Source organism: Microbulbifer mixtoriginis (SeqCode) (genome assembly GCF_052466765.1).
Genome location: NZ_CP174289.1, coordinates 2,810,766 through 2,833,841, shown reverse-complemented (window position 1 = coordinate 2,833,841; position 23,076 = coordinate 2,810,766). Strand labels below are relative to the sequence as shown.

The 23,076-nt window shown below is 46.7% G+C and carries 19 protein-coding genes; 8 read left to right on the top strand and 11 right to left on the bottom strand.

The genetic code is table 11. The annotated features are described in order from the left end of the window. Positions 1-29: 29 nt before the first annotated feature. Complete coding sequence (locus ACJJIV_RS12585; RefSeq protein WP_444889171.1) at positions 30-1,193, bottom strand: phosphoglycerate kinase; 1,164 nt, start codon at positions 1,191-1,193, stop codon at positions 30-32. A gap of 464 nt (positions 1,194-1,657) precedes the next feature. On the opposite strand from ACJJIV_RS12585, the gene ACJJIV_RS12580 reads away from it, so the two are divergent. From ACJJIV_RS12580 to ACJJIV_RS12570, 3 genes are all read left to right on the top strand, one after another. Beyond that, a complete protein-coding gene (locus tag ACJJIV_RS12580) occupies positions 1,658-2,056 on the top strand; it encodes a globin (protein ID WP_252083656.1) in 399 nt (132 codons plus the stop codon). Positions 2,057-2,388: 332 nt separating this feature from the next. Further along, positions 2,389-5,208, top strand: a complete 2,820-nt coding sequence (locus ACJJIV_RS12575) for a M16 family metallopeptidase (protein ID WP_444889170.1) — start codon at positions 2,389-2,391, stop codon at positions 5,206-5,208. Positions 5,209-5,528: 320 nt separating this feature from the next. After that, positions 5,529-7,031: a S8 family serine peptidase gene (locus ACJJIV_RS12570; protein WP_444889169.1), complete on the top strand. Its 1,503-nt coding sequence runs from the start codon at positions 5,529-5,531 to the stop codon at positions 7,029-7,031. Between the two features lie 272 nt (positions 7,032-7,303). Here the strand turns inward: ACJJIV_RS12570 and ACJJIV_RS12565 are convergent, their stop codons facing one another. Continuing rightward, positions 7,304-8,191, bottom strand: a complete 888-nt coding sequence (locus tag ACJJIV_RS12565; RefSeq protein WP_252083659.1) for an SPFH domain-containing protein — start codon at positions 8,189-8,191, stop codon at positions 7,304-7,306. A gap of 123 nt (positions 8,192-8,314) precedes the next feature. On the opposite strand from ACJJIV_RS12565, the gene ACJJIV_RS12560 reads away from it, so the two are divergent. Then, positions 8,315-8,545: a DUF350 domain-containing protein gene (locus tag ACJJIV_RS12560; RefSeq protein WP_252083660.1), complete on the top strand. Its 231-nt coding sequence runs from the start codon at positions 8,315-8,317 to the stop codon at positions 8,543-8,545. A gap of 4 nt (positions 8,546-8,549) precedes the next feature. After that, positions 8,550-9,374, top strand: coding sequence for a transglutaminase domain-containing protein (locus ACJJIV_RS12555; RefSeq protein ID WP_444889168.1), 825 nt, complete (start codon positions 8,550-8,552; stop codon positions 9,372-9,374). Between the two features lie 66 nt (positions 9,375-9,440). Here ACJJIV_RS12555 and ACJJIV_RS12550 read toward each other — a convergent pair whose 3' ends face one another. After that, positions 9,441-11,834, bottom strand: a complete 2,394-nt coding sequence (locus ACJJIV_RS12550; protein WP_444889167.1) for a zinc-dependent metalloprotease — start codon at positions 11,832-11,834, stop codon at positions 9,441-9,443. Positions 11,835-12,030: 196 nt separating this feature from the next. Between ACJJIV_RS12550 and ACJJIV_RS12545 the strand changes: the two genes are divergently transcribed. Further along, positions 12,031-12,807 carry a DUF2884 family protein gene (locus tag ACJJIV_RS12545; protein WP_444889166.1) on the top strand — a complete coding sequence of 259 codons (777 nt, stop codon included), beginning with the start codon at positions 12,031-12,033 and terminating at the stop codon, positions 12,805-12,807. 316 nt (positions 12,808-13,123) lie between these two features. Here the strand turns inward: ACJJIV_RS12545 and ACJJIV_RS12540 are convergent, their stop codons facing one another. From ACJJIV_RS12540 to ACJJIV_RS12515, 6 genes are all read right to left on the bottom strand, one after another. Beyond that, a complete protein-coding gene (locus ACJJIV_RS12540) occupies positions 13,124-14,959 on the bottom strand; it encodes a VCBS domain-containing protein (RefSeq protein ID WP_444889165.1) in 1,836 nt (611 codons plus the stop codon). 1,385 nt (positions 14,960-16,344) lie between these two features. Next, on the bottom strand, positions 16,345-17,280 hold the full coding sequence (locus ACJJIV_RS12535) for an alpha/beta fold hydrolase (RefSeq protein ID WP_444891716.1): 936 nt from the start codon (positions 17,278-17,280) through the stop codon (positions 16,345-16,347). A 65-nt stretch (positions 17,281-17,345) separates the two neighbouring features. Next, entirely contained in the window at positions 17,346-17,696 is a 351-nt protein-coding gene (locus ACJJIV_RS12530) for a hypothetical protein (protein ID WP_444889164.1), read from the bottom strand. A gap of 177 nt (positions 17,697-17,873) precedes the next feature. After that, on the bottom strand, positions 17,874-19,265 hold the full coding sequence (locus tag ACJJIV_RS12525; protein WP_444889163.1) for a pyridoxal phosphate-dependent decarboxylase family protein: 1,392 nt from the start codon (positions 19,263-19,265) through the stop codon (positions 17,874-17,876). Positions 19,266-19,406: 141 nt separating this feature from the next. Continuing rightward, positions 19,407-20,030, bottom strand: coding sequence for a GDSL-type esterase/lipase family protein (locus ACJJIV_RS12520; RefSeq protein ID WP_444889162.1), 624 nt, complete (start codon positions 20,028-20,030; stop codon positions 19,407-19,409). A gap of 173 nt (positions 20,031-20,203) precedes the next feature. After that, on the bottom strand, positions 20,204-20,890 hold the full coding sequence (locus ACJJIV_RS12515) for an ArsR/SmtB family transcription factor (protein ID WP_444889161.1): 687 nt from the start codon (positions 20,888-20,890) through the stop codon (positions 20,204-20,206). Between the two features lie 86 nt (positions 20,891-20,976). On the opposite strand from ACJJIV_RS12515, the gene ACJJIV_RS12510 reads away from it, so the two are divergent. Further along, entirely contained in the window at positions 20,977-21,309 is a 333-nt protein-coding gene (locus ACJJIV_RS12510; protein WP_444889160.1) for an NIPSNAP family protein, read from the top strand. Between the two features lie 4 nt (positions 21,310-21,313). After that, positions 21,314-21,631, top strand: a complete 318-nt coding sequence (locus ACJJIV_RS12505; protein ID WP_444889159.1) for an antibiotic biosynthesis monooxygenase family protein — start codon at positions 21,314-21,316, stop codon at positions 21,629-21,631. Between the two features lie 76 nt (positions 21,632-21,707). Here the strand turns inward: ACJJIV_RS12505 and ACJJIV_RS12500 are convergent, their stop codons facing one another. Together ACJJIV_RS12500 and ACJJIV_RS12495 are read right to left on the bottom strand one after the other, a co-directional pair. After that, entirely contained in the window at positions 21,708-22,868 is a 1,161-nt protein-coding gene (locus tag ACJJIV_RS12500; protein WP_444889158.1) for a DUF3570 domain-containing protein, read from the bottom strand. Then, entirely contained in the window at positions 22,855-23,073 is a 219-nt protein-coding gene (locus ACJJIV_RS12495; RefSeq protein WP_020414172.1) for a DUF4266 domain-containing protein, read from the bottom strand. The genes ACJJIV_RS12500 and ACJJIV_RS12495 overlap by 14 nt, the downstream gene beginning before the upstream one ends. Between the last annotated feature and the right edge of the window lie 3 nt (positions 23,074-23,076).

The following is a 23,076-nucleotide window of genomic DNA, read 5'->3' as shown; positions in this document are numbered from 1 at the left end:
ACATTTAAGAGGAGGGCATTATTGGGTACTCAGTCTTCGCCGCGGGACTCCAGGATGGCTACCGCGGGCAGCTTCTTGCCTTCAACATATTCCAAGAAGGCACCACCACCCGTGGAAATATAAGATACCTTATCGGCAATACCATATTTATCCACAGCCGCAAGGGTGTCGCCACCGCCGGCAATAGAAAAGGCATCACTATCGGCAATGGCCTTAGACAGATGTTCAGTGCCAGCGCCAAACTGATCGAATTCGAATACGCCTACAGGGCCATTCCAGATAATGGTTTTCGCGCCCTTAAGAATCTCCGCCAGCATTGCAGAAGATTGTGGACCAATATCAAAAATCATATCGTCTTCAGCCACAGCATCGGCGGCCTTGGTTTCCGCTACAGCTGCTTCGCTGAATTCCTTACCGGTCACGACATCAACGGGCACAGGAATATCGCACTTCTGCATCAAACTTTTGGCGGTATCCACCAAGTCGTGCTCACAGAGAGACTTGCCCACCGGCTTGCCGCTAGCGGCGAGGAAAGTATTGGCGATACCACCACCCACAATCAGCTGGTCTACTTTATCCGCCAGACTCTCCAATACGGTGAGCTTGGTAGACACTTTAGAACCACCCACAATCGCAACCAATGGACGGGCTGGCTCAGCCAGTGCCTTCTCCAGAGCATCCAGTTCGGCTGCCAGTAATGGACCGGCACAAGCGACTGGAGCAAACTTGGCCACACCGTGTGTGGAAGCCTGAGCGCGGTGCGCAGTGCCAAAGGCATCCATTACAAAAATATCGCAGAGTGACGCGTAAGCTTTAGCCAGCTCTTCGCTGTCTTTTTTCTCGCCGGCATTGAAACGCACGTTCTCCAGCAACGCCACATCGCCCTCAGCCAGCTCGACGCCATCGCGCCACTCTTTGATCAGGGCCACTTCGCGACCGAGTAGTTCACTTAAATGCGCAGCTACCGGAGCCAGGGAGAATTCATCCGCATACTCCCCCTCTGTAGGACGGCCCAAGTGGGACATCAGCAGTACTTTGGCGCCAGCATCAATGGCGGCCTGGATAGTGGGAAGCGCCGCGCGAATACGGGCGTCAGAAGTTACCCGACCATCTTTCACCGGTACATTCAAGTCCTCGCGAATTAGTAGGCGCTTACCCGCAAGCTCCAGATCTGTCATCAATTTGACCGCCATTCGCCAATCCTCTTCTACTTCGATTAACTGAAAATGTGGGCGCGGAGTATATCAACTGCGCCGCACCACTGCCGACAGTTAAACAAGGAAAAACATGGCAGTTTTAATGTCAGAGCCAGAAAAGATCGAAATTCACTCTAAGCCTGTTTGGCAGAAGCACCTGCAGGCACCTAATGCCAAACTTATAGCCGCGCTCATATAAACTCCTAACTCCATACGCGAGCTAGGTATTTGGCAGAGAAGCTGCACGAAAGACTCAACTAGAACCTATGGCTTGAGAGATCCAGCCTCATCCTTACGACTCGTGTTCTCTTGCCTCTCTGCTCTGTAACCCATTGATACAAAAGTTCTTTTCGCTGAAAAGCCACACCGCTAGAATCGCCGACCCCATCGAATAAGCACTACTACACAAGACCCGGCGTATACCACGGTAGCGGCGGGGCACATATGGAGATTTCTTACCTATGGAACAATCCGACAGCGATATAGTCTTTCAAAGTTACGGACGCTGCTGCAACAATGAGGAATTCTTTAAGGACTTTTACGATCGCTTTATGGGCAGCTCCGCGGATATTCGCAATCTGTTTGCCAATACAGATATGAAGGCCCAGCGGCATTTGTTGCGTAACGGCATTATGCAATTAGTGCTTTACTCCCGTGGTATGTCTGACACCAAACTGCGCGCCCTGGGTAAAAGCCACGACCGCACTGGCTATAATATTCGCCCAGAATGGTACCGCCTGTGGCTGGATGCCCTGATAGCCACCCTACGCCAACATGACAGTGCGTTCTCCCCTGAGATCGAAGCGGCATGGAACCGTGCCATCACACCAGGAATCGATATCATTCGCCAAGCCTACTAAGTCATTAGGCTTTTTATTGGGAGCCACCTACACGTAAAGCAGCGTATTTGCCAGGGGCTCCCTCGCCCGCTATAAGAATTCAGTAATAAAGCTCAATTCATCGTGCATCAATATAGGTCTACAGCAGACCCACTAACTCTTTAGATCGTATTGCACAGGTAACTCCTCCATGAACTAGTGTCGTATTCATGGAGAAAGCAGCAAACAATTAGCCAATCTGTTTTCAGAAAAAATTTTATAATAAGAAACTCATAAGAGACTCAGCGTTAATTGCCTGCCACTCAAAAGCGCCCCCAATACCGATTATTAGGATTATTCGACAAGGAAATACTATGAAAATTGTACGAAAGTACAGTGTACCCCTGGCACTGATTCTGGCTATATCTGCCTGCGGAAAAGCACCAGAAAATAATAATCACGAACAAAACTCTCTCAGCTCAGCATTAACCTCCACAGCAAGTGCCACAGCTCCGCTTTCCATCAATTTCGAGAAATTTACCCTGCCGAATGGCCTGCGCGTTATCGTTCATGAAGATCGCAAAGCTCCCATTGTTTCCGTGGGAGTCTGGTATCACGTTGGTTCCAAGGATGAAAAACCTGGACGCACAGGTTTTGCCCATTTATTTGAGCACTTGATGTTCAGCGGCTCAGAAAATTACAACGATGAGTATTTCAAACCTTTTGAGCAGGCCGGTGCCACAGGAATGAACGGCACTACCTGGCTAGACCGTACCAATTACTTTGAAACTGTACCGACCAACGCACTGGACATGGCCCTTTGGATGGAATCCGATCGAATGGGCCACTTACTGGGAGTGATTACCCAGGAAAAGCTCGATGAGCAACGCGGGGTGGTACAGAATGAAAAGCGCCAAGGGCAAAACCAACCCTACGGCAAAGTTTGGGAGCGTATGCAAAAAGCGATCTTTCCCGCCAATCATCCCTATTCCTGGACCACCATCGGCTCGATGGAAGACCTCAATGCCGCAACCCTTGAGGATGTGCATGAATGGTTCAAACAATACTATGGTGCAGCTAATACCGTATTGGTCCTAGCTGGCGATATCGACGTGGAAACGGCCAAGGCTAAAGTGAGCCACTACTTTGGCGATATCCCCGCCGGCCCTCCCCTAATAAAGAAAAAGGCCTGGATTGCAAAACGGGATCAATCCAGCCGCGAGCAAATGTTCGACCGCGTAGCCCAGCCCCGCCTGTATAAAGTCTGGAATACCCCCAACCTCACCCACGAAGACGCCAATGCTATTGCTCTGGCCGCAGCAGTGCTCGGTGACGGCAAGAATTCACGCCTGTATAAGCGTCTGGTTTACAAGGACCAAATCGCCACCAATATCAGCGTGGGCCTGCATGAATTCGAACTCTCCTCCATCTTCCCTATTACCACAGACGTCAAGCCCGGTGTAGCCCCTGCTAAGGTGGAAGCCGCCATTGAGGAAGAGCTGGAGAAATTCCTTGCCGAAGGGCCAACCGAGGAGGAGCTGGCCAGGGTAAATATGAGCGAATACGCCTCAATGGTGCGCAGCCTCGAGCAAGTCGGAGGCTGGAGCGGTAAAGGGGTACTCCTTGCCCGTGGCGAGCTCTATAAAAACAGCCCCAATGCCTATCTGGATGCACTGAGTGAGAAACAAAAAATCACCCCACAAAAGGTTCGTGAAGCTGCACAGAAATGGTTGTCCAGTGGTGATTACAATCTTGAGGTTCTGCCCTTCCCCGAATACAAAGCAACCAAAAGCGGGGCTGACCGCAGCAAACTACCTGAGACGGGCAATTTCCCCAGTGTACCCTTCCCCAAGCTACAAACAGCCGAGCTTTCTAACGGACTTAAAGTAGTCCTGGCTGAACGAAACTCTGTACCTGTCGTGGATCTACGCCTGCAGTTTGATGCCGGATATGCCGCAGATCAAGGCAACAAATTGGGCACATCCAGCTATGCGATGTCCATGCTGAAAGAGGGCACCAGCAAACTGGATGCACTGCAGATCAGTGCGAGAGAGGAAATACTGGGTGCTCATATTGGCGCAGGAGCCGACATCGACACTTCTACCGTGCGCCTCAATGCCTTGAAAACCAACTTAGATGACTCCCTAGCGCTATTCGCCGACATTGTTATGCACCCGGCTTTCTCAGAAGAGGAAATTGAACGTAAACGGTCGCGCTGGATCGCTGCTATTCAACAAGAAAAAACTCGTCCAGTACAAATGGCGTTACGCAGCTTACCGCCATTACTTTATGGAGAGGGCCATGCCTACGGCGTACCATTTACCGGTTCCGGTACAGAGACTTCTATAGAGTCATTAAATCGTGATGACTTGGTGGACTACCATAAAACTTGGCTGCGTCCAGACAATGCCACCCTAGTTGCTGTTGGTGATATCACCCTCGAGGTATTAACACAGAAATTGGAACAGCATTTTGCCGATTGGAGCGCACCAGAAAGTCCCCTGCCCCAGAAAAACCTTACACGAGTAGCACATCCTCAAAAAGCCAGTGTCTATCTAATTAACAAGCCTGACGCAGAACAAAGTATTATTATTGGCGGCTTGCTGGCGCCCTCCGAAAAGATTGCTGAGCGCGATGCGATGCATATGATGAATGATATTTTTGGCGGCACATTCACCGCTCGCCTAAATATGAACCTGCGCGAAGATAAGCATTGGGCTTATGGGGCTTATTCCTTTTTAACGGGAGCGAAAGGCCAGCAGCCATTAATGATCTATGCACCGGTACAAACAGATAAAACCAGAGAATCCCTGCTAGAACTGCAGACTGAGTTGCGCAGTTATATCAGCAAAAAACCAGCTCAGGAAGAGGAGTTGCAAAAAGTAAAAAATAAAAGTGTCAATGAGTTACCAGGTAGCTTTGAAACCATTAAAGCTGTTTCCAGTGCAGTTTCGAGCATAATCACTTATGACCGCCCTCTGGATTATATGGATAGCTATGCAGAAAAAATCCGCAATGTAAACCTTCAGGCAATACACAAATTGGCCCAGGACACTATCAAGCCAGATCAGTTTATCTGGGTGATTGTTGGTGATAAAAGCAAAATAGAAAACGGTATTCTTGAACTTAACATTGGTCAGATTATTGAACTCGATACCAATGGCAATCCGATAGAAAAAACAACCCTGAACTAGCCCCCTAATACTGACCAGGCACACAAAAGTGTGCCTGGCTTCTAATTCACACACCTTTAAAACTAAATTTAAATACTTAAGTATTATTTTTTATTTTTATACCCGCCGTAAAGAAACGTTTTCAAATGAAAACCTTTCAATGAAAAAACCGCCAATTTTTAACCAGCTATTAAAAATATATTTTTTTAAATAAAAAGCACGTTTTTGATTCCTCAAAAACTAAAAGGTTGTTATTTTTCATGACGGGGAAAGGCGGGATTTGCTTCCCGTAAGGATTTCCTTTCCCCAAAAATAAAATAATATCTGTTAAGGAGTAACTCATGAAAAAGGCCCTTTCGATATTTGCCAGCGGCGCCCTGGCATTAAGCCTAGCGACATCTGCCACTGCCGAAGACAAGCGCTATATCGTTACATTCAAAGAAGGCAAGGGGGAGTCCGTCAGGTCTCTGGTTCAGCAAAACGGCGGCCGTAAAGCGCTTGACGTTCGCAACCATAACGCTATGGCTGCACACCTGCCGGCAAAAGCATTAATGGCACTACGCAGGAACCCCAATGTCGCCTTTATTGAAGAGGATCTGAAACGTTATCCACTGTCTCAGGAAGTACCTTACGGTATCCCTATGGTACAGGCAGACCAACTCAGCGATTTACAAGCTGGCAACCGTACCGTATGTATCATTGATTCCGGTTACGACCTGGCCCACGAAGACCTGTCAGGCAATGCCGTTACTGGTAGCAACGATCCAGAGGGTACTGGCAACTGGTATGAAGATCAAAATGGCCATGGTACCCATGTAGCCGGCACTATTGCCGCCATGAATAATAACGCTGGCGTTGTGGGGGTAATGCCTAACAGCAATATCAATCTGCACATCGTCAAAGTATTTGGTGCTGATGGCTGGGCTTACTCTTCATCCCTGATTGCCGCTGCAGAAGATTGTGCAGCGAATGGTGCAAATGTAATTAATATGAGCCTCGGTGGTGACAGAGCCAGCTTCTTTGAGAGACGCGGTTTCGATAATCTCAATAAACGCGGCATTCTCTCAATTGCCGCCGCTGGTAATGATGGCAATACCCGTCATAACTACCCTGCCTCTTACAACTCCGTTGTCTCCGTAGCAGCGATCGACAGCAACAAAAACATCGCAGGTTTCTCCCAGCAAACCAATCAGGTTGAACTCGCTGGGCCTGGCGTGCAGGTATTGTCCTCCATCCCCACTGGCAGCGGCCAGGCAGCCACCCTGGAAGTAGCAGGGGCTGAAGTCGAAGCCGCAGCTATGACTGGTACTCCCATTGGGACGATTACCGGAGCCTTGGAAGATTGTGGTACCGCTGAATCTGCCTGCGTAAGTGCAGCAGGTAAAATCTGTCTAATTCAACGTGGCAATATCAGCTTTGCTGATAAAGTTCTGAACTGCGAAGCCGGTGGTGGTGTTGGAGCGATCATCTACAACAACGTAGCCGGAATGCTTTACGGTACCCATGGTGGCGTGGAGACTCATATTCCTTCCGTGGGTATTTCCGATGCGGATGGCAGCGCTTTATTAACCCAGCTGGGTGCCAGTGCCACGATAGAGACCGAAGCACAGGATTACGCTTACTTTAATGGCACCTCCATGGCGACCCCACATGTTGCTGGTGTAGCTGCTCTGGTTTGGAGCCACTACCCGAACTGTAGCAATAGCGAAATTCGCACAGCCCTGCATGTTACCGCAGAGGACCTGGGTGATGCTGGCCGTGACAATGCCTATGGTTATGGCTTGGTTCAGGCCAAAGCCGCATTTGATTACCTGGCGGCCAATGGTTGCACCGGCTCCATGTAATTCTGATCAAACCTTCTCAGATGGGGGAGCTTATTGCTCCTCCTTTGGGAAGGATTCAACCTCTGATTAGAATTAGCAGTCAGCAGCTGAAATAATATGGCCTGTTATTGCAGGAACAGCCAAGTGTGCTCTGAGCTATAGCTTTCCAGAAATAGAAGCTCTAAATACTTACATAATGTTTAATATTTTATAAGTATCCAATTTCCCCAACAAAAATCTGCTCGCCAGGTTATAAAAGGCCAGAAGTTGCTTCTAGCCTTTATCTACAAACACTATTTACCAGCCACCTGCTTTACTTGATCATTAAGGACCGCGTGTTGCATGCCGATGGTCCCCAATGCCTCTACAGGCAAAAATACCTTGTTGTTTGACTCAGCCATTTTATCTAGGACTTCCAAGGTTCTATAAGCCAGATATTTATCCGTCACCGATTTGGCAAGCAGATCATTGACCTCTTTCTGTCCAATCGCTTTTTCACGGGCAATGGCACGATTCATTTTTTCCCTCTCCAAATCGCGCTCCATCTGTATCTTCTGAATCTGAAATTGAGCTTTTTCCTGCTCTATGAGTTCACGGCGCTCGGCCGCACGCTCTTTAGCCTGAGTGATGACCTTAGGAAATTGTATATCCGCCAGTCCCAAACGCTTAATCTCTATGGGTGTGCCTTTTAGGGCTTTGGATACCTCATTGAACAGCTCGTGGCTCAGAGACTCTCGGCTTGAAGCAATCTCATTGATGGAGTACTTGGCTACAACACGGCGTACCACATCTCTAATTACCGGCTGTGCATAAGTACCATAAACGCGATTTACCGAAATATTGTCATTGTCAGGCGGAATACGATCGAAAACACTATCGATAGCCTCTCTACTGATGGCACCGGTCATACGTACATCAAAGCTCATATTAAGCTGATCTTTGGGCATAAAGACTTTAAATTTTTCCAAATGACCAAAGTCTGCAATTGTCATTGTGACCAACTTGTCACAATAAAACATACACATATCCAAGCGAAACTTGGAAGGCGGTACCACTTCGGGCTTGTAGCCACTCTCCGTTAACACCTTGCCAACATGTGCAGGCGGCACTTCTACCCGCTCACCACAAGCGGACAACATAAAAAGGGAAGCCGCCAGGCCCGCAACTGAAACAAAACGCATTTTCAACACCAATCAATGAAAAAAACAAGATATTGTATTTACTCACATACAACAAGACAGAGAAATTAAGTAAAAGATGTTATAATCGGTAAAATTTAAATCTGATTTATCGAAATAAAAAATATGCAATTAGAATTTATAACCGCAACACTATTTAATCTCGGCATCAACCTAATCTACACAGTTTTGGCTCTTTTTATTGGAATAATCGCCTTAATAACAATCGACAAAAAACTGCTACGTACAGTAGACATCGAAGGTGAATTGAAAAATGGCAATATCGCAGTTTCTATCTTTGCGTCCACAATTTTGATTTTTGTTGCCATCATTATTTCTTTCGGATTGAAAGGGTAAAAACGTGTATAAATGGATTGTCCCCTTGCTTATTTTCTCTGTGCTGTTAACGCTGCCAGAAATTCTACGCAATACAATTCAAAAGCCTGAATTAAAACCTTCGTCAAAGCAGCCCCTCAATTCAGCAAGTAGGGCCTATGGTTCTACTAACGCTGACACCATAGATCGCCAAAATGGGGTGGTAAGAGTAGTGGGTACCAGCTATCCACTATCGGAAGAAACGATCCAACAGGTAGTGGCCAAGCGTTCTCTTGAGGAGAGCGCACAGGTTTCCATCTGGAACTGGCAAGGGCTGGAGGCAGTCACAGCCACTGCAAGAGGGCTGGATAAACAGCACCATTTTGCCAATAGTTACCTGGTGGGCTTCAAACCTTTCCAAACCCGCGAGCTTTGGGTACCGCTATATACTTTGGCGATGCAAAAGGAGTATCAGTACGACCATCTACAGTATGCCGGACTTTCCGATATCTGGCAGACATCCCGTCAGGCTTATTATCAAAAGCGCGGCGACTGCGAAGATCATGCCATCTTACTGGCCGACTGGCTGATTGAGCTGGGCGTGGACGCGCGAGTAGCACTGGGGACACACAAAGGCCAGGGACACGCCTGGGTAGTTGCCATATTGGATGGCCAGGAGTACCTACTGGAAGCCACCAGCAAACGGCGTCAGACCAGCTGGCAAGCGATGCCATTGGCAGCCCTGGCAGAAGGTTATGAAGTAGAGTTCCAGTTTAATCGCCATTTCTTCTGGGCAAAACGCAATTCCGCCTCTACGAGAAAGTATCGCGGCAGTCACTGGATAAAAAAATCTCAGTTCATTCGCAGCTGATCTTGCCTGGGATCGCCCGGCAATTATTCCGGGTGATCTCAGGCTTAATCTCAAACGCGACAAGACTCAGATTGGTGAACCCGGTGGCATCGCTTTAATGTCCCCGGCTTTTACTTCAAGTTCACCGCGCATAAAAGATTCAATGCGTTTGGCTTGGAAATAATAATGGGCATTGTATCCCTGCGAATCTTCACCAAATAATTTTTTCTGCCCAAGTGCCAATTGGAATTTGGCCAGCTGTAATTGTGCCTTGGCTCGTATCGATTCAGCGGCAGTGCGATCACTAGCAAGCAGCATCAGCTTCTGGATGTATACATGGTTGATACGCTGGTGAATTGACGCGTGTAAACCGGAATACTGTTCATTATTTAGAGCTCCCGTCGTAAGCCTCTCTAATAGGCTATCGAATGCGGGAATTTCACTACTACGTGCATTCTGCTGATCCATACGTGCCGCCCGCTGTGGGTCCATCAGGATCGACAGGGTGTGACCCGCTGCTGCTTCGGCCAAAGCCACTGCGTCGAAGGCAACACCGGTGTGAGAGGGGAAGCTCTCCCTGGTGCGTTCATAACCATAGGATTTGGGGGGAATTAGCTGAAGAACCTGTTCTGACAATGCCAAAAATTCTGGCGACAGAGTTTCAACTAGCGCATCCATGGCTTGCTGTTGGCGCTCAGCCGGTACTAGCGTGTAGCTATTCTGCTCAGCGCCGTTATATAAGTAATCGTAATCCAACCCACCAATCAACTTGCCCACGGCTTCGGCCTGATAGCGATGCCCATAGTAAACTGGCACCAGGGTCTCCTCCAGGTCAGAGCGAGGTGCGGATTTGGGATTTGCCGCGCGGGAGAAATTATCCAGAGCATGGCGGCGCAGCTCGGTTAAACGGCTGAACTCTTCCAGGGGATCCCTGCCGTTATCCCATAAATGGGAGGCTGCATGAGCATTGTTTATCGCGCGGGAATCGGGGTCAGAAATAAAGCGTAGCTTTTGCTTCTCCGCTTCTTCGATGATGTTATCCAGATAGGACTGTTCCTCCCCACTGTTTCCGTAGCCATAACGAATTGCTAACTTATCCCAATCGCCAATACCAGTGGCATATGCCTCGGAGAAATCCAGCTCGGTGTCCAACAGGGCAATCAGCGGCGCCGGATAATCCATCACGGAAGCGCGCTCTACGGCACTCGCGGCAAAATTATGCGCAAGACCCAGGGTATGCCCCACTTCGTGAGCAGACAGCTGACGAATTCGAGCTAACGCCATCGCCTGCAAGGCCTGAGTATTAGCAGATATATCGGAATAGGGCTGCAAAAGCCCCTGGGCGATTAGAAAGTCCTGGCGTACACGCAGGGAGCCCAGAGTTACATTGCCCTTGAGAATCTCGCCGGTACGGGGGTCAAAAACAGAATACCCATAGGACCAACCGCGGGTGGAGCGGTGTACCCAATTGATTACGTTGTAACGCACATCCAGCGGATCTACACCTTCCGGCAAGATTTCCACGCGGAAGGCATCCTTATAACCGGCTGCAGTAAAAGCCTGGTTCCACCAACTGGCTCCCTCTACCAACGCGCTGCGTACAGGCTCCGGCACACCGGAGTCCACGTAATAAACAATAGGCTCAACCACTTCATCACTACCCGGTTTTTTCTCCAGGCGGTGCCGGTAGATAAGGCGCTGATCCAGAGGCTGGTCAATTGCCGTAGCGTAATCACGGAAAGTGAAGGGGAAATAACCGCTGCGGCTGTGAAATACCCGCGGCTGGTACTGTTTATCAGGAAGCTCTACTAGAGAGATATGCTGACGCAGCGAAACCAGAGTGGGAGTTGGCACCACTTCACGCAAATACTTACCAGGCTTGCTACCAGAAAAAGTCAGTTGAGCCTCAAACTCACTGTTCTTGGGGAAATTTTTGGTGCGGGGCAAGTAGATTGCAGACTTGGACTTATCCACAGAGTAATTGCCTTGCTCCGCCTGTTTCAAGCGAGCACTAATACCGTGCTGATCGCTGAGCAGGAAAGGGGTAAAGTCCACCAGGGCAACGCCATCCTCCTGTGCCAAGGTTTCAAAACCCCAGAGCACAGAAGAGGCAAAAGCCTCCTCGACCGCGCGGCGTTCTGCCAGGTTTTCTGATTCAGCGCGATAGTTGGCGTTCACTTGGTGCATTAGCACCCTGTTACCCACACGTTGGAACTTAACCAAACGGCTCTCACCTATCTGATTGCGGTCCAGACCCACAGGGTTGGATCCAAGCCCCTGGGCCAGACCAGTGAGAAGCAGCAGTTCACGCTCAAACTCATTAATCTGCAACAGCACCCGACCGCTGTTTTCATCCCAGTAGAAATCGTGATAACCACTGTACTTGCGCATATCCGCCGTGTACTCGGCGATATCCCCAGACCGAGCCACTGTGCTTAACAACACTAAGCACAAAGCCATCAACTGCCTGCTGAATGACATTTGCCATCCCCCAATTCTTAATTATTTAGAGCCTATACCCTGCAGCACCATCACCGCATTGGACCGCGGCCTAGGGTAGCACTTAGAGAAGTCCCGATCTGTATAAAAAATAACCTGCAATTTTTTCCTATTCTCTGCATCTATTCACAGCCCCTACCTCGTCTCAATGGGAAAGGTACAATACAGAGATATAAATATGTGGAAGCCACTTGCGATATCAGCCCTGATCAGCCTGGGTGGAGCCAGCCAAGTTATGGCACTTGAGTCCATTCATATCGATACTGACAACTGTGAGTCCACCCTGGATTACACCGTAAAAGTGGGGTCCGATTTTTTCGAAATACACGAGGATAGCGATAAGCAGCTGTTGGTGTCTTTTCACTCACCTGCACAGCTTATAGTAAATGGAGACATGATCACCCTGGATGATCAACAACAAGAGCTGTTACAGGAATATCGCCAAAAACTGCATGCAGCCGGCCGTGATACCTTGCTAATCACTTTAGAGGCTGTAGATATCGCTATGGATGGCTTATCTATTGCTATTAGCGCCCTGGCCGGGCCAGATCATCCAGAAAATCAGGAGCTTAAGCAGTTCTCTGCAGATTTAATCCAGCGCACCGAAGATCGTCTCAATCGCGAGGGAGAAATCTACTATCTCGGCGATACTGAGATTGGTAACTTTATCGACGAGACGATTTCTGAAGAATTTGAGCCCCGCATCGAACGCTTGGCCAAGGATGCCGCAGGAACTATTGCCTGGCACGCACTCAAGGCAGCCTTCACTGGCGGTCAGAGTATTGAGGAGCGTGTTACCGAGGAAGCGGAAGAACTACTGGAACAACGCGCTGAGCAAATTGAACACACTGCGGAGCAGCTATGTGCCTCCCTGCAATCCATCGACCGTCTGGAATCACAAATTCACCTGACAGTGCCCGCATTGGGTGATTACGACTTGGTTAAAATAAAATAATTCTACCTCTTTTATCCCCCCAAACCTGGCCGCTATGCGGCCCTTTTTTATCTAAGGAAAACTCCCTCGATTTGCTATAAAAAGCAAAGACCATCCTCATCTAATGAGGAAGCACTTGAAAATATTCTGTAGGTAAATCCAACTTGAACATCCCATTAAAATTATTTTTTATGCAATAACCAGTCAACACTCAACAGTAAAAATATAAAAGTAATATTAGGCTAGTAAAATTTTTAAGCAATTATGAATTGAGAGCTTGAACTCCACCATATATTGGCTTCCCCCGCCCTCAAATCATATTAACTTTTACTCTTCACTAATTTGAATTAGTACTTACATCCAAATAAGCAGGCAAGCCTTCCTGACCAGCATGGTCTACCGCAATGATTTTATATCGATAAGTAGCATCCTGCTTCACATCAGAATCCCTATAGGATAATTGACGTGTTTTATCTATAAGTTCCTCTCCACGAAAGATCTTATAATGATGCACACCACCATTCCTGATGGTTTCATTCCAGGACAAATCTACCTGCCAATCAGAGACCGTATATTTGAACCCCGTAACTTGAGCGGGTGGAGGATGGTTACCATAATTACAGGGTACTATATCCCTACCTAAGCCATCGGTACATTGATCAATATTCTTATTTTTCTTCTCAGAAGCATTCCAGTTTTTGGCTATTCCTCCGGTACACATATTGTCTACACAGAAAGGAAGGTCATAATTAAGACACGTCCTGCAAGTTTTAAATCCATATCCATCAGTGAAGGGAATGTCACCTTTATTCAACGAAGGAAAGTAATTACAGACAAGTACATGTGCGCCATCGTTGTAGGCAGGATTATTAGAACCAACAATACTATCGCATTCCGCTACAGCACAGCCTACATAGCGGGTTTCTCCATGGCATACCTGGGCCCAATGTCCGCATGTTTCATCATGACAAAATTTCATATCCCAATCATAGGAATTACTCTCAGCGTACCAGGATTCAACTGAACCAGCCCATGTTTCAGCGCTATATTGCGATGCCGGCGGATTGAAAATATTGATTGAAACATTCTCTCCAATTTCAATATTACCTGCTGGCAACACAAAAGAGACTTCATCTTTAACTTTATCGAAAGATTGCCTAATTCCCTCCGCTTCATTGAAGTGTCCAAAATAACACGCAGAAGCTCTCTCCTTCGCCATCTTGGCCAAAGCCTCATCCCAGAAAAGTGTCTGCATATTACCGGAACTCTCTGGACCGTTACCCTCTCCAGCTTCTCCCATAGCACACCTTTGGCGATACTCATTGTGGGTATCCAGCATTACGCGCTTTTGTTCCAAAGAGAGCTCAAAGGATCCATTGCCATTAGGGTCAACAGTAACAACAGAAAAATTAACAGATTTTTCAGTACCATCAGTTAATGTGAAAGTGACGGTATCTGTGACCGCATCCCCTGAACTGAGACTCTGCGCTGTGTCATTCAAGGTATATTTCCAGTCACCGACGTCGGTAATACTAAAATCACCATAATTCCCAGCAATGCTACTCTCAACAAATCCTGGGGTATTGCTGTCGACATCTATGATTTTCAGAGTACCCTTGGCTTCTTCACTGCTCCCCACGAGTAAAGTAGCAAGAGGGGATTCAGGGCTAAAAGTGTAAGCATCATCCGCACCTGTCACCTGAATAGTAATTAATGTGATGTCATCACCTATTCCAACACCAACCATAAATTCATCAATTGCCAATTCATCAGCGCTCAAGGGGTCAGCCAGGCCCGCATCCAGGGTATAGCTCCAGGTACCATCAAGAGAAACATCAAGCAGACCGTATTTTCCCCATTCGTTAAGCCTTCCAAAAGTTTGCTCGGCATCAACGCTATCAATCAACTTGCCAGAGGTAGACGTCTCATTATCCTCGCTAACGCTACCTTCACCGCCACTAATAGTATCGGGACTAGGGTCGGGATCGGGATCGGGATCGGGATCGGGATCAGGATCAGGATCAGGATCAGGATCAGAGGTCCCACTGCCATTATTATCAATAACCCCAGGACTATTATCTTTCTCACTATCAGAGCTGCCTCCGCCCCCCCCACAGGCAACCAGAAATGCGGATAAAGAAATAGCTGTGATCAGCTTAAATAGCTCACTCATATCAGTCTCGGTGAATATAGTTGTGCTTGGTATAAATCCCGGCGGATTATATTAATGATGGCCCTCTATTCTGTGAAATCTATTAGATATTATTGTTTCAATATTGGCTTAACTTTGTTTCCAATTAACGAACAATAGAAAAAGATAAATCACATGAACGAGAAAAAAGAACGCTACTTAATAGAGATCCCACCCACATACCTTACTCATCAAATGCACACCTTTAAAAAAACCAAATATAAATAGATAGAAAACTTTTAGCTTTTAATTAAACCCTTCAACTTATAAACTCATTTGGCAAACAGCTATCATATAAGTTTCAAAGAGCTTTCACTTTCAAAAAGAAAATAAAAACGATACATACTCACATTATAAAGAGAGCTTAGACCTCATAAAAAACTGGCACTTATTTACCTTTAACTTACTTAACCTAAGGCAAGTACTTTATCAATTTATTCAGGGAGCATATCCAGACAACCAGAAGGCCTCTCTTATCCAGCATGGTCTACAGCAATTATTCTATAGCGACAGTTTATATTATTTCGCTTCTAAATCACTGTAACTTAGACGGCGAGTTCTGCCAGGAAATCCTCATCAAGAAATATCTTATAGTGATGCACACCACCATTCTTGATATATTAAATCCAGGGTAAATTATCTTGTTGTCAGCTAAACTATATTTAAATTCAGTCACTTGTAGTGATGATCGCCAAGGGTTATAAACAATCCAAGGTACAATACCTCCATCCAAACCATCGCCATAATGATCTACAAAATTATTTTTTTCTGAAACATTCCAATCTTTGGCTCTCCCCCTGCACACATATTGTCAACGCAAGAGCAAACAGCATAATTCTGGCAGATTCTAAAATCTTCACAGCTTAAACCATTAACTAATGAAATACGGTGTCGTTTATCTACCAAGGAAAAATAATTACACACCACAATATGTGTGCCATTGTTATAGGTAGGATTACTAGAAACAACAATATTATCGCCTTCCGCCACAGTACAGCCCGCATAGCGGATTCCCCCATGACAAAGCGGTGCCTAATAACCACGTGTCTCCGCATGACAAAATTCACCATCCTAAACATATCCATAGCTTTCATAGCACCAATACTTTACTGAGCCAATCCAAGTCTTGGGCCATATTGCGACGGGGGAAAATTAATAGGATTAACTGAAGAACTTTCGCCAATTCCAACATTGCCAGCAGCTAGTACAAATATATTTCACCTTTAACTTTTTATTTATTCTTATCAAAAACTGAACTTCAGCAGGCAAACAATCCAAGTGGATATTTAATCTACCATTAAAATAAATATAAATTCCAGGTAGGCACCCACTAAATTTTTTGTTGTTTTTCACTTTAGAAAAAATCACTACAGCCCTTTGATAAATTTAATTGCATCATCGGCACTGATTTTTGCATTTTCAACATGAACCATATGCCCAATATTTTCATAAGCTATCAATTGACTGCCAGATATTTTACCTGAAAAATAGCGACCCACCTCCAAGGGAATAATGTGGTCATCCGCACCCCAAATAAACAGAGTGGGAGTCTTGATATTTTCAAGACCGTTAAGTGGTTGAAAATTTACAGTGGCATTAGCCACCAAATTAAGAACTGTTCCCCGGTTTTTTTTATAACGGGAGAGGAGGTAGATACGTTCCACCATTTTTTCAGGCAGCGCCGCTGGGTTGTAGAAAAACCGTGTTTTTAACATTCTTCTAAGCAACCCACGGCTACCCAGATGAGAGACAAAGCGTCGCCCCCAGTGACTAAGTACAAATCGTGCCATAGCTGGAGGCATTTCCAACCCCTTGCTACATTGGTAGCCACCCGGTGCAATCAAGATGGCAGCCTCTGCAGCATCGGGATGTTCAATCAGGTATCGCAATACTGCGTTGCCTCCAAAGGAATGGCCAACCAACACAAACTTTTCTAAGCCCATTGTCTCAATGAAGCGCCCAATAAAATCCGCCAGGTGTTTGGGGGTATAGGTGCCCCCCGGCAAGGGATCTGTGAGCCCATGGCCAGGGAGATCCACCAATATCAGGTGGTAATCCCTAGCCAAAACTTTTGCCCACTCTCCCCAACCCCCTAAGGAATCACCACCACCGTGAAAGCACAACAACAACGGACGCCCCTCCCTGCCAACTTCCCGATAATTCACCGAGAAACCATCGGCAAAAGCCAACTGGTTGTAGGAAAAATTGGACAATTCATTACGGTTCAGATTTGGGCTAAAAAAAGCGATCCCCAGTAACCAAACAAAAATCAGTAAAAGTATTAAAACAATCCAGAATGTCATACTCACGACAGGGTCTCCCTGGCCCGTGCTGCTTGTCTATAAAAACGGTGTGATCTGATAAAGGATCAATTCATCGAAGTGAAAGTCAGCCCTTTAAGACTGGTCGAAGCAACAGCCACATAAAAGTGCATCAATAAAATCATAAATAGGCCACCGGCCAGGGTAAGCCAAAACCGGTTATAGCCCAGACGACGCATAGACAGAAACCAGGCGCCAAGATTTAATAACTGCAATACTGCAGATAAGCCAGCCAGCAGTGCCGCTTCGGTATAGGCCAACCAATTGAGATTAAATGCAAGAGAGGGAGCCTGAATAATCACCGCTGCGGCCCCCAGCAAGGCTGCAGCCAAGCCAACATTGCGCACCGAATCGAAGGTGATTTCCAGTGCTCTTGGGTAATCGCTCATCTGCTCCATGCGCCAATGTTCTCAGTTCAGCCCACTTTAAAATTCATGGGCCAACCAGAAGGATAGACTGCATTCAGCAGTGGAGTTCTGAATCCTCTAGGGAAAACGAGCACAGCGCTTAGTCAGTATTGCCACCGCACAGAGTGGCAACGCCCAAAAGTTGATCTCTCCAAGCGGGAATTAGAATCACTTGGCCTCAAGCACCTGTTCCATTGCTCGGCGAATAGAATCCAGTGACAAAGCAATATCCTCTGCCGAAGTTGCCCAGGACGAGACACTGAGACGTAACGCCACTCTACCCTGCCACACAGTAGTACCAAACCAGCACACACCCTCCTCCTGCACTATACGCACAATCTGTTGCAAAGCGGATTCATCATTGATACTGGCCACTACCTGATTCAGCACTACCTCATTGAGAATTTCAAAGCCTAATTTGTCCAGTCCATCAGCAAACTGACGGGCAAATCCACAGCACCGCTCCACCAGAGCGGCCACCCCCTCGCTGCCCATCTCCTGAATTGCCGCCCAGACCTCAACACCTCGGGCACGGCGAGAAAATTCGGGAACCATATCCTTCGGTGGCACCTGGACCCCAGCCTGTAAATATGGCGCCTGAGTAGTCATAACACGGTGTACCGTCTGGGCTTCACGACAGATAGCAAGACCACAGTCGTAGGGTGTATTTAGCCATTTGTGCCCATCCACCGCCCAGGAGTCCGCTAACGCCACTCCCGCAGTCAGGTGCCGCTGCTTGGGTGATGCCGCCGCCCACAAGCCAAAGGCGCCATCTACATGTACCCAGGCCCCGGCCGTCCTGGCCATCGGGATAATTTCTTTAAAGGGGTCGAAATGACCAGAGTTCACGTTACCTGCCTGCAAGCACACGATGGTGGTTTCATCCAGCTCGGGAAAAGTGTCCACCCGCACACGGCCCTGATTGTCACAAGGAGCCTTCACCAATTGATCCTTGCCAATACCGAGAATCGAAAGGGCTTTATGCACTGTGACATGTGATTCTGCAGAGACGACAATCCTCAGCGGTGGGGCTCCGGCGAGCCCCGTTCTCGCCAAATCAATATCCATTCTCTCATATTGACGGTTGCGCGCTGCAGCCAAACACACCATGTTTGCCATAGAGGAACCAGTGGTAAATCCAACACTACTTTCTTCTGGCAACGCTAATAATTGCAGCAGCCACTGGGCGGCTATTCGCTCCAAGTAAATGGCCGATGGTGCCGATGATTCGAGTACCGCTACCTGATCCCAGGCTGCATTCAAAATAGAGGCCCCCATTGCCGCAGGTGTGGAACCTCCAACCACCAAACCAAAAAAGCGACCACCGGTACTCGCCACAGTGGCGGGGGAGGCGTAATGATGGAGATCTGCAATCACTTGCTGAGCATCCTGCCCCTTGTTAGGCAGGGAGGAGTTTAATCTTTCCAACTCAGCCAACTCCAAAGATGATGGGCTGACTCTTTGTTCTCGAATACCAGAAATATACTCCTCAGCACACCGCGCTGCCTCAGATAGAGCTTTCAACGATTCCAAATTACTGGTGACTTTATTGTTTCCCATCTATCCACCTCATACTTCCTTTTATCAAATTTCTTCAACATTCTTAGGCGACAATGGAAATTTCGCAACAAAAATTAAAAATATCGATCAGATATAAACCGTTGAAAGAACCTCAACGCATATCTAATCAAAGTAGGCGTTCTATAAATAATTTCTCGAAATAAAATCCCAGGTTTGCTCACAAAGTAACTGATGCCCAGCCGGGTTAGCATGGAGACCATCCTCAGAAAGCAGTGGAATAATCTCAAGTGCGCACCATAAACTTTCAAAATCCAGCACAGGGACTCCCTTACTAAAAGCAACTTCTCTCATCACCTGACTATAAAGCTGTGCATCTTTACGAAAGAAATAACTATCACTTTCACGATAAGGCGTTGTTCTCTGCTCATCGAAAGGAATACCCGTCATTACAAAGCTGGGGGCAATCGAATTAGATGCTTGCAGTAGCTCTAACATCGCTTGACGAAAAAAGTCTAGAGTTACCGTATTCTGTGCTTCTGCCCCACCAATGCGACAAATATCATTAAAACCGGGGTAAAGCCCTATTAAATGTGGCCTTCTCACAGAAAGTTCCAATGATACCCGCTGAGTAAGCGATACAACATTTTCACCAAATATTCCCAGGGCGTAGACTAGGTTTTTGGGATTCAAAGGTTCGAAGCGGAAACGAATCCTTTGCACGAAACCGCCCAACTCGGTATCACCTCGACCATAGATAGAACTGGAACCAATAAAAGCGATTTTTTTGGGTACTCTTCTATTCACAGGAATAACCTATAAGGTAAATTAACTTATTTATTCGCTAGAGGTCATCACCAATAAAAAATAGAGCTCCAACAATATATGAAACAAGGTCTTAAAGAGCCGCCATTCAAAATAGCATTAAATTTATAATTTAATAGGCGGTTAATATACCCACTTACCGCCTGCACCAAGATTCAACAATCAAATGATATTCGATAGTTATGCAGGAATTTCTTAAGCCCAAGGCTCGAGAAATCGATCACACGAGAATCCACCCTCCTTCGTGCCCATTTTTTTCGAAATGCATCCTCTAATATCCATTGACCCAGGGTGCCAGCCAGATGATTGCGTCTCTCACTCCAGTCTAGACAAGACTTGCATAATGGACGCCGATTATTTTTCAATCCACCAATATCAACACCTAGATTACGGAAAAATTTCTTGCCGTTTTCAGTCAATTTCGCACTCTGAAACTCTTCGATGATGACACTTTCTGCCATTAGAGAGTCGTATAGGGCTACGCCGAGACTTCCTGCCAGGTGATCGTAACAAATTCGAGCTTTCCTAACATCGGGGTCTTTAGGACCAGTATCAATACTTCCTTGCACCGGAGCACTACTGATATTTAGTAGTTTCTCTAGTAACTCTGCTACCTCATAATCGCGCAATTGAAAATACTTATGACGCCCTTGTTTACGCACCACCAGTAAACCCCCTTCGGTGAGTTTGGATAAATGCGTACTCGCTGTCTGAGCACTGATATCAGCTTCACAGGCCAACTCAGTTGCCGTCAGGGCTTTGCCACCCATCAGTGCCATTAGCATTTTCGAGCGAGTCTTATCACCAATCAAACCCGCCACCAGAGATATATCAGGCTCCATAGACACACCAGATAGTTCGTTGTAGATCGAAGCATAAAAAAATTAGTGTCATAGAATGCAATGAATTTCAAACAGAGGCAAAACCTATGACGATCACCTGTTTTATCGAGTATCGTATTAATCCCTATCAGCTCTATGAATTTAGACAGTATGCGGAGAACTGGGGCAAAATTATCCCTGAATGTGGAGGAGAGCTAATAGGCTATTTTCTACCCTATGAAGGCACCAATAACCGTGCATTTGGCCTGATTAGCTTCGATAGTCTGGCGAGCTATGAGAAATATAGAATACGACTGAAATCATCGGAAGGTGGCCATGACAATTTTCTATTTGCTCAAAATCAACAATTTATCCTGGAGGAAAAGCGCTCATTCCTCACAGCAGTTCCATCTACTTATATACGCTTGAGGGGAGGATAAACTGGTGATCGCGGTAATTTTTGAAGTTAAACCTAAAAATGACAGCAAAGAAGTCTACTTTTCCAAGGCCCGGGAACTGAGAAAGTATCTCAAAAATATAGATGGATTTATCTCGGTGGAGAGATTCCAGAGCCTCCACAACCCAGACAACTTTCTCTCACTTTCTTTTTGGCGGGACGAGCAAGCCGTACAATCCTGGAAGTGCCAGAACCAACATCGGGAAGCTCAGAAATTGGGTAGAGTCAGTTTCTTTGATCACTACCGGATACGGATTGCCACAGTAATAAAGGATTACGATATTCATCGAGCCGATGATCAGTAATTGGCTCTTTTCTTCCAAATTCAACCACTATCCTCAATGGGGGAGCATACTCTCCCATTGAGGGGGTTTTAAAATATCAAATGCGCACAGTCCAGAAGAGACGAATAACATTCGCAGAGAAACTATAGGCAGGTTCACTTCCCGGAGTAATAGCCGTACTATCACCATGCACCGTAACATCGAGGAAATCCTCGTAGTCAAATAGAATATGATCCCAGTAGAAACTGATGTTATTCTTTCGATTGAATAAAGACCAACGCTGCGGTAGCTCATAGGAAACCCCCAAACCAAAGGCCAAGGTGGTAAAGTTACTCATCTCCTTATCTCGCGCGCGAAAATTAGTGGCGTTCAGATAGGGAAATAAGTCGCTATAAAAATCGGCACTGGTTTGTTGGTAATAGCGTATCTTACCTTCAAAAATCCATTCATCACGCTCTTTCAGTGGGTGGGTGTAACGGAACTCGACATTATCCGCCGTTATTCCCCAGCTATCCGCATAGCGGCGATATTCCCCTTTTAATGATGCACGGTAAGGCAGCCGATATTTAGCCCGGATAGAAACGGCATCACTGTTGCGTGTTCTTGGGTAGAGTTCAGGCTGGTAACTAAACCCAGTACCAGAAGCTGGGTCCAAGTAGCGTACACTGCGGTAAGGGTTATTGAGAAATCCCTCGTCGGAGACCGTCTCAACGCCCACTTCAGCAATCAACTTTTGTGAAAGTATCTGGTTCCAACTGAGAGCATAGCGACGATGCTCTGCTTCATCAGCAAAATTTTCATCACCGTTTCGATATACATCATCGCTACCATAGCTAACACGAAGATCAATAGTACTTAGGTCGCCAAAGAATCCCTGGCTGATACCAAAAGCAACTGTTTCTGCTTCATAATCATTCTCCGAGCTATTGGTATAACCAACACTAATTGTTGTTTTATCTACCAAGTAGTCTGCACCGAGGGAATATTGATCTCGTTGCTCAGAATATTCACTCGCGGTTGCCTCAACATCAATAGAGGCCCCAGAAATCATATCCACATAGTAATTAGCAGAAAAGGAAATATTGTTGCCGATATTCTTACGAATTAACACTGAAGGGCCATCAATGGTCACCCCTCCACCACTATAGGCATGGTACAGATTATCAGCTCGCTCCTCAGGTAACACGGCAGCAAAAGCGTAAGTAGGCAAAAATAACCCTACTGTAAAGAAATAACGTAACAACTTAGTTACAACCACATCCGCCTCCACTACCACCTTCGGCTCCCCTGGCCGCTTCGCGGGCTTCATAAACATGGTTCATATAACTGGCGGCGACTGGATCTCTCTCAAAACCCATAATCGGGTCCGCCAGATATTGACGCTCATAAGGAGCCACCCAGGGCGTTACTGTGCAGCCACTGAATAGCGATACCGCCAACAGCGGCAACAAGTAGCGCAACATTCT

Excerpts from the sequence above, each read along its gene's own strand:
- ACJJIV_RS12545 (WP_444889166.1), top strand. The coding sequence starts at position 12,031 with ATGTGGAAGCCACTTGCGATATCAGCCCTGATCAGCCTGGGTGGAGCC.
- ACJJIV_RS12540 (WP_444889165.1), bottom strand. The coding sequence starts at position 14,959 with ATGAGTGAGCTATTTAAGCTGATCACAGCTATTTCTTTATCCGCATTT.
- ACJJIV_RS12535 (WP_444891716.1), bottom strand. The coding sequence starts at position 17,280 with ATGACATTCTGGATTGTTTTAATACTTTTACTGATTTTTGTTTGGTTA.
- ACJJIV_RS12565 (WP_252083659.1), bottom strand. The coding sequence starts at position 8,191 with ATGCGTTTTGTTTCAGTTGCGGGCCTGGCGGCTTCCCTTTTTATGTTG.
- ACJJIV_RS12570 (WP_444889169.1), top strand. The coding sequence starts at position 5,529 with ATGAAAAAGGCCCTTTCGATATTTGCCAGCGGCGCCCTGGCATTAAGC.
- ACJJIV_RS12560 (WP_252083660.1), top strand. The coding sequence starts at position 8,315 with ATGCAATTAGAATTTATAACCGCAACACTATTTAATCTCGGCATCAAC.
- ACJJIV_RS12515 (WP_444889161.1), bottom strand. The coding sequence starts at position 20,890 with ATGGAGCCTGATATATCTCTGGTGGCGGGTTTGATTGGTGATAAGACT.
- ACJJIV_RS12585 (WP_444889171.1), bottom strand. The coding sequence starts at position 1,193 with ATGGCGGTCAAATTGATGACAGATCTGGAGCTTGCGGGTAAGCGCCTA.
- ACJJIV_RS12575 (WP_444889170.1), top strand. The coding sequence starts at position 2,389 with ATGAAAATTGTACGAAAGTACAGTGTACCCCTGGCACTGATTCTGGCT.
- ACJJIV_RS12510 (WP_444889160.1), top strand. The coding sequence starts at position 20,977 with ATGACGATCACCTGTTTTATCGAGTATCGTATTAATCCCTATCAGCTC.
- ACJJIV_RS12580 (WP_252083656.1), top strand. The coding sequence starts at position 1,658 with ATGGAACAATCCGACAGCGATATAGTCTTTCAAAGTTACGGACGCTGC.
- ACJJIV_RS12530 (WP_444889164.1), bottom strand. The coding sequence starts at position 17,696 with ATGGAGCAGATGAGCGATTACCCAAGAGCACTGGAAATCACCTTCGAT.
- ACJJIV_RS12525 (WP_444889163.1), bottom strand. The coding sequence starts at position 19,265 with ATGGGAAACAATAAAGTCACCAGTAATTTGGAATCGTTGAAAGCTCTA.
- ACJJIV_RS12495 (WP_020414172.1), bottom strand. The coding sequence starts at position 23,073 with ATGTTGCGCTACTTGTTGCCGCTGTTGGCGGTATCGCTATTCAGTGGC.
- ACJJIV_RS12550 (WP_444889167.1), bottom strand. The coding sequence starts at position 11,834 with ATGTCATTCAGCAGGCAGTTGATGGCTTTGTGCTTAGTGTTGTTAAGC.